The organism is Hephaestia mangrovi (assembly GCF_019880555.1).
GTDB lineage: Bacteria > Pseudomonadota > Alphaproteobacteria > Sphingomonadales > Sphingomonadaceae > Sphingomonas > Sphingomonas mangrovi.
The window spans coordinates 1-6,804 of record NZ_JAINVU010000017.1; the positions used below are offsets into that span (position 1 = coordinate 1).

The 6,804-nt window shown below is 59.0% G+C and carries 5 protein-coding genes; all 5 read left to right on the forward strand.

Annotation, left to right across the window (positions count from 1 at the left end):
* The first annotated feature begins 127 nt into the window (after positions 1–127).
* Positions 128–823, forward strand: a complete 696-nt coding sequence (locus K7G81_RS17590) for a polysaccharide biosynthesis/export family protein (RefSeq protein ID WP_223032137.1) — start codon at positions 128–130, stop codon at positions 821–823.
* 15 nt (positions 824–838) lie between these two features.
* Positions 839–3,034 (forward strand): GumC family protein, encoded by a 2,196-nt coding sequence (locus K7G81_RS17595; protein WP_223032138.1) that lies wholly within the window; start codon positions 839–841, stop codon positions 3,032–3,034.
* 398 nt (positions 3,035–3,432) lie between these two features.
* Positions 3,433–4,260 (forward strand): WecB/TagA/CpsF family glycosyltransferase, encoded by an 828-nt coding sequence (locus tag K7G81_RS17600; protein ID WP_223032139.1) that lies wholly within the window; start codon positions 3,433–3,435, stop codon positions 4,258–4,260.
* Positions 4,257–5,363 carry a glycosyltransferase family 4 protein gene (locus K7G81_RS18105; protein WP_223032140.1) on the forward strand — a complete coding sequence of 369 codons (1,107 nt, stop codon included), beginning with the start codon at positions 4,257–4,259 and terminating at the stop codon, positions 5,361–5,363. Before K7G81_RS17600 ends, K7G81_RS18105 begins: the two co-directional genes overlap by 4 nt.
* 77 nt (positions 5,364–5,440) lie before the next feature.
* Positions 5,441–6,553 carry a GumK N-terminal domain-containing glycosyltransferase gene (locus K7G81_RS17610; RefSeq protein ID WP_223032141.1) on the forward strand — a complete coding sequence of 371 codons (1,113 nt, stop codon included), beginning with the start codon at positions 5,441–5,443 and terminating at the stop codon, positions 6,551–6,553.
* The last annotated feature ends 251 nt before the right edge of the window (positions 6,554–6,804 follow it).

The window sequence follows — 6,804 nt, forward strand, 5'->3', positions numbered from 1 at the left end:
TGCATTCGTTGGTTGACTATCCGGAGCGGAGTCTGTCTTTGGCTGTGGTGAGTGGGATGTTGGCGGGTTTGCTGGGTCGGGTTGGTATTGAGCGGTCTGGTCGTCGGTCTGAGGGAGTGGTTGGGTGATGGCGGTTGGGCGTGTATTGGTCGCGACCGGACTGGTGTTGTCGTGTGGGGCGTGCAGCGGGATGCATGCGGCGGAGGATTTGCCGCGTGGGGCGGCGTCTTATGCGGTGATGCCGGCGGCGGATCCGTCGCAGGAGGCGGCGGCGTACCGGATCGGTCCGTTGGACGTGCTGAAGGTGACGGTGTTTCAGGAGCCGGACCTGAGCTTTGACCAGATGCAGGTCGATGCGTCGGGTAATCTGGCGTTTCCGCTGATCGGGACGGTGCATGCCGGGGGCAAGACCGCGGTAGAAGTGTCGAGCAGCATCGCGGCGGCGCTAGCGAAGCAGTATCTGGTCGATCCGCAGGTATCGGTATCGGTGACATCGTCGGTGTCGCAGAACTTCACGGTCGAAGGCGATGTCAACGCGCCGGGGGTTTATGCGATCAACGGCACGGCAACCTTGCTGAGCGCGCTGGCGCAGGCACATAGCCCGACCCAGGTAGCGAAGCTCAATCAGGTGGTGATCTTCCGCAACATCAACGGCCGGCGAGCTGGGGCGGTGTTCGACGTCGAGGCGATCCGCGAAGGCCGGGCCTCCGATCCGCAGGTGCTGGGCGGCGATGTGATCGTGGTCGGGTTCGATCAGGTCAAGGGCGTGTTCCGCGACATGTTCAAGACTGCGCCGTTCCTTTTTGCGTTCCGATATTTCTAAAGGCAGCCAGTGACGATGAATAGCGTATCTTCGGTTTCGCGGGTGCCGGTGCTGGCGGAGGAGGAATCGATCTTCGAGGCTGAGGAACGCCGCGGGTTCGAGATCGATTTTCGGGCGCTGTGGCTGATCCTGAAGCGCAACAAGTGGATCATCGGCGGTATCGTCGCGGCGGCTCTGGTGCTGGGCTTAGTGACGACGATGCTGATGACGCCTCAATATACGGCGCTGACGAGCATTCAGATCGACCAGCAAGCTGCCCAGGTGCTCGATACGCAGGACCAGGTTCAGCCGCCGTCCTCCTATAGCGATGCCGACCGCTATTTGCAGACGCAAGTCGACGTACTGAAGAGTCGGGGAATGGCGATTCGGGTGGCGCAGGCGCTGAACCTGTTCAATGATCCGAAGTTTTTCGATGAAATGGATGTGGCGCCGCCGAAGGATCTCAGTGCGGGCTCGCAGCGGCAACGCAATGCGGTCATTCACATTATCTCGAACAACCTCTCGGTCGATTTGCCGCGGGATTCGCGGGTGGTGACGGTTTCGTTCACCAGCGCCAATCCGGCGCTGGCGGCCAGGATCGCCAATGCTTATGCCAGCGAGTTCATCAAGAACGACCTGCAGCGCAAGTTCAACAGCACGTCTTATGCGCGCAATTTCCTGTCCCAACAGTTGGGTGAAGCCAAGGCACGGCTCGAACAGTCGGAGCAAAATCTCAACGATTATGCCCGGCAGGCCGGACTGATCATGACCAATCAGGCCGGTGCCGACGGTACAACGACAACCGGCTCGTCCTCGGTGACGACCGCCTCGCTGGCCCAGCTTAACCAAGCCGCCAACCAGGCAACTGCCGATCGTATCGCCGCTGAACAGAACTGGCGCACGGTGGAAAATACACCGTTGCTCAGCATTCCCGACGTGCTGGGCAACAGGACGGTACAGAATCTGCTCGATCAGCGCGCGACGGCCCAGGCGGCGCTGAGCCAGGAACGTGCCAAGCATCTCGACGCTTACCCAACGGTGCAGCAGCTGAAGGCGCAGCTGGCGGAGATCAACGACCAGATCAATGCGATCGCGAGCGAGATCAAGCAGTCGATCCGCCAGCAATATGAAACCGCCAAGGACCGCGAGAGCGCGCTTGAAGCCCAGGTCAACGCGTTCAAGAACGCGACATTGACCGAGCAGGACCGTTCGGTGCGCTACAATATCCTGGCGCGCGATGCCGACACCAACCGTACGCTCTACGAAGGTCTGTTGCAGCGCTATAAGGAAGTAAGCGCGGCGGCTGGGATCACGGCGAGCAACATTTCGGTGGTCGATCAGGCCATCACCCCGGCTGGCCCGTCCTCGCCCAATCTGCTCATTAACCTGGCGCTGGCATTGGTGGCCGGTATTGCCATTGCGGGCGGCGTGGTGTTCGTGCGCGAGCAACTCGACGATGCGATCCGTGCCCCGGAAGATGTCGAACGCAAGCTCGGCCTGCCGACGCTGGGGATCATCCCGGCAACCGAGGCCGAGGACATGCGCGAAGAGTTGTTGGCGCCACGCTCGCCATTGACGGAAGCTTACAACTCGCTGAGAACGTCGCTGCTCTATTCGACAGCTGAAGGCATGCCGCAGGCGCTGTTCGTCACCTCAAGCCAGGCCAGCGAGGGCAAGTCGACCACCAGCTATGCGCTTGCCACCAGCCTGGCCAGACTCGGCCAGAAGGTGGTGCTGGTCGATATCGATCTGAGACGCCCCTCGCAGCATCGCGGGTTCAAGGTAAACAACGACCGCGGCCTGTCGGACCTTTTAACCTCACATGGCGATATCGCCACCGTGCTTCAGACCACCGACATCGCCAATCTGTCGTTCATTGCCGCCGGCCCCGTGCCGCCAAGCCCGACCGAACTACTCGGCAACCAGCGCATGGCCGACATTCTCGTCGAGCTCAAACGCGATTTTGACATCGTCATCTTCGACGGCCCCCCGGTGCTCGGCCTCGCCGACGCCCCGCTGATCGCCTCGATGGTAGGTAACGCCGTGTTCGTGGTCGAAGCCTCACGCGGCCACCGCGGCGCTACCAAGGCCGCCCTTCGCCGTCTCAGAACCGGCCACGCCCACGTCCTCGGCGCCGTCCTCACCAAGTTCGACCCCAAAAATGCCGCTTCCGACTACGCCTACTACGGATATAATTACTATCACTACGGACACCAACCCGAGAAAAGCTAACGGGAGCCCCAACGCATTGCCAGATCGAGGCTGGCCAAAGACAATAGCTTGTTATTTGACTTAAGCAGCCAGTAGATGGAGGTAGCTTAATGGGAACCGGCCACGCCCACGTCCTCGGCGCCGTCCTCACCAAGTTCGACCCCAAAAATGCCGCTTCCGACTACGCCTACTACGGATATAATTACTATCACTACGGACACACCGACACGAAGTAAGCCTAAGTGAAAAGGCGTTTAACGTTTTAAGCGTTCAAACTACTCAAAGAGCGTGTGTTAAAAATTAGATCATTATCTATGCTTGAAATGGGGCATTGATAATTCAAACATAGATGGCCTGAAGCACTTAGCATTCGCTCACAGCAGCGACCTATCTATCCCATGTAGTCTTTGAGGTGTCAGATGGCTCACTCCCACCGCATTTCTGGCAGCGTTGCGAGCGACCAAGCTTACGGCATTCCTTTCACGCGAGCTAGTTTCGAACAAATTGTTGCCTTTGGCCTTCGCGCGGCGGAGCGACCAACGCTTTTTGTTACTTGCAATCTGAATCATCTACGCTTGCTGCAGACGAATGCTGCCTTCCGAGAAGCTTATCGCAAGGCGGCTATAATCACGCTCGACAGCCGACCCATGCAGGCTCTTGCGCGGATCCAGCTTCGGCAGTCATTTCCACTGGTCACCGGCGCAGATCTGTTCGAAGCGTTGATTGAACAGCTGCGTCCTGAGCGCGATCGGCCGTTTTTCGTTGCCGGCTCGGAGTTCGCAGCGACCCAGCTTACTGGTGCGCTGGTCGCGAGGGGTTTCGCAAATAGCGCGGTAGGGCATATAGTTCCGCCATTTGGATTTGAATGGGACTCGGCGTATGGTGATCGTCTGATCGAACAGATTGGCGTCTTTGCTCCAACTCACCTTTTCATGGGGGTGGGAGCGCCGAAATCTGAAATCTGGATATCAAGACGGTTTGACTCCCTTCCGCCTGCCAATATCTTCTGTGTCGGTGCAGCGCTCGATTTCACTGCGGGGCTGAAGGAGCGGGCGCCGCCGTGGTTTCGCAAATCGGGACTGGAATGGCTTCACCGTTTGGCCGGTGAGCCTCGCCGCCTGTTTCCGCGATATGCTGGCGATGCGTTCTTGCTGGCGCGAATGATCGCCGGGCGGCCGTTGGCGCAGATTGGCGCATCTGATGTGGTAAAGCCAACGAACAGTTCTCACGGTGGGGAGCAACGGTGAAGCCTCGCCTAACTCTTGTGTGGCACGAAGCTGGCAACCGGCTCTATCATGATCGGTTCCGCGAACTCGCAAAGCTGTTCGATCTAACGGTGGTTGGACCGACCTCCTTTGCGGGCATCGATTATGCCGAAACACAGGAAACGACATCGTTCGATCTGAAATTGTTTCCCGCGGCGGCGAATAGCCACTGGCTGTCCTACATCAGCCCGGCGATGCTGTCTTATATTTACGCCAATCCACCAGAAATCTTATACGTACACGAAGAGCCACATTCGCTGACCGCGCTTTTTTGCGCGTTGCTCAAACGCCGAAGCGTGCTGGTTTTGGAAAGCAGCGCCATTAACATGAAGGGGAATTTTTCGGGGGCAAACCTTGCCGAACGTCTGGTCCATGCCCGCACCGACCTAATCTTCCCTAAGAACCCAGAGGTCGCTACTGTTTTGAAAGACCGCGGCGCGAGCCCAGCAAGGATCGCTGCCCCGCTGGGCAACGGTGTCTCGCTCGATTCGTTCAGCCCGACCCCCAAGCCAATCGCTCGCGCCAATCTTCAGGCGCTGTTCCCCGAAGCCGCTCGTGCCCTTAATGGTGCTATGCTGGTAGGGTTTGCTGGTCGCATCTGGCGCCCCAAGGGCTTGGAAACATTGGCGAGAGCGGCGCAACTGGCCGACGTATCCCTTATGCTGTGCGGCCCAGTCAGCGATCGCGACGTCGCCGACACAGCGCGTTCGTTAGGCGCTGTAATGCTCCCTGCGCTCAACAAGGAGCAATTGCCGATTTTTTATTCAGCGCTCGATCTGTTTATTCTTCCTAGCGAACCGACCCCAAATTGGCGCGAGCAGTTCGGCCGCGTGTGCGCAGAGGCGGTGTTCTGTGGTACCCCGGCCATCGGATCTACGGTCGGCGGCATTCCCGGCGTGGTTGGCGATCAGGCAACGTTCGCGCCGGGCGACGTCGACGGTTTGGTCGGCAAGATATCACAACTCAAATCCGTCGCTGAGCGCGCGACGCTCATTGAGCATCAGCTTGATCATATAAAGAGCAACTTTTCTTGGCAGTCGATAGCCCAACGGGTCCTACAAGAGACTAGCATATTGAAGAGGTGATCCCTGTCACGATATCTTCCTGCGCCCACGGTCCTTCGGGCGCTGCACGGCGCGATGGTTGAAATTTTCTCTTCCTGATGGTCACCAGCGACAAGGCAAGCATGAGAATCCTCTATCTCACCGCCCAATCCTTCCATCCCCAAGCGCGCAAGGCGAGCACCCACTTCCTCGCCTTGGGGCTGCGTCAGTTGGGGCACGAAGTATATGTGTTGACCGTCGGCACCAGCCTGCTGCGCCTTGCCATGGCCCCGCACCGCCATAAGGGCGTGTGGGCCTACCGCAACTGGCGCCAAGACGCGGATGGCTTATGGAAACGTGTTCTGATGGACGCTGTGCATCGCCCCGCGCGCGATACAGGCTTTGTCAGCCGCTTGTTTTGGCGTTCGGGTAAGCTTGGCAAATCGGTGTTGCGCCCCATAGGGCCGATCGATGCGGTGGTGATCGCCAGCGGCCTTGCGGTTTCATATTACGATTTCGTCCGCCGGACTTATCCCGAAGCGCGCGTGCTATACAACGCCGCCGATTCACTATCCGGTGTGGGCTATTCGGGGCCGTTGCTCGAAGCCGAGCGTAAGGTTCTCGCCACCGCCGACGCGGTCCGCACGCCCAGCGCCTTGTTGGCGAGGCAATTTCCAGCCGGCACTAGCTGGTTCCTCATTCCGCACGGTGTGGACAAAACGGTGCTGTTAAAGGATACGCCTTCCCCCTATCCGCCAGGCTCGATCAACGCCGTGCTGGCGGGCAGCACCTTGCTCGATTGGAACGCGCTGCTGGCCATCGCAAGGGCGGTCCCCGAGGCGACAATTCACGTTTTCGGCGTGGGTGACCGTCCAGGAGGGGCGGCAAATCTGGCCATGCATGGCGAGGTCGGCTTCGATCAGCTCGCACCCTATATTCAGCACGCGTCCTGCGCGCTGGCGCCGTACCAACTGACGGCAAAAAATGCTTATATCGCTGAATCGAGCCTCAAAATCCGGCAGTATCGTGTCTGCGGTCTGCCCATCGTCTGCCCCAATACGCTGGAGATCGAAGGAGACGACGTGTTTCAATACGATCCCGCAAATCTTTCGAGCGTATCGCGTTCGATCCGCGCCGCATTGCGTCGTGGCAAGCGCCCCTTTAGCAAACACCTGCCCACCTGGAACGAGGTTGCCATTGAGATGGACGGGATTCTAGCAGGTCGGTGTTGAGTTGGTTCGCAGCCGCGGGGTCGCCCTGGTCAACTCGCATTGAAACCGATATTTATCCATGGTCAGCGCCTGACGTGATGGCGTGGACGGCCCCTGCCCAAGATGCGGCCGTTGTAGGTCCACGTCTAGGCGGCGTGGACAAATTGGTTGACGTTGCGATGGCCGGTTGATTCAAGGCTGCCTTTTGGAGGCGGGTTTGAGTCGGGGCGATCTTACCGAAGCAGAATGGCGTGTTTTGAAGGGGTTGCTTC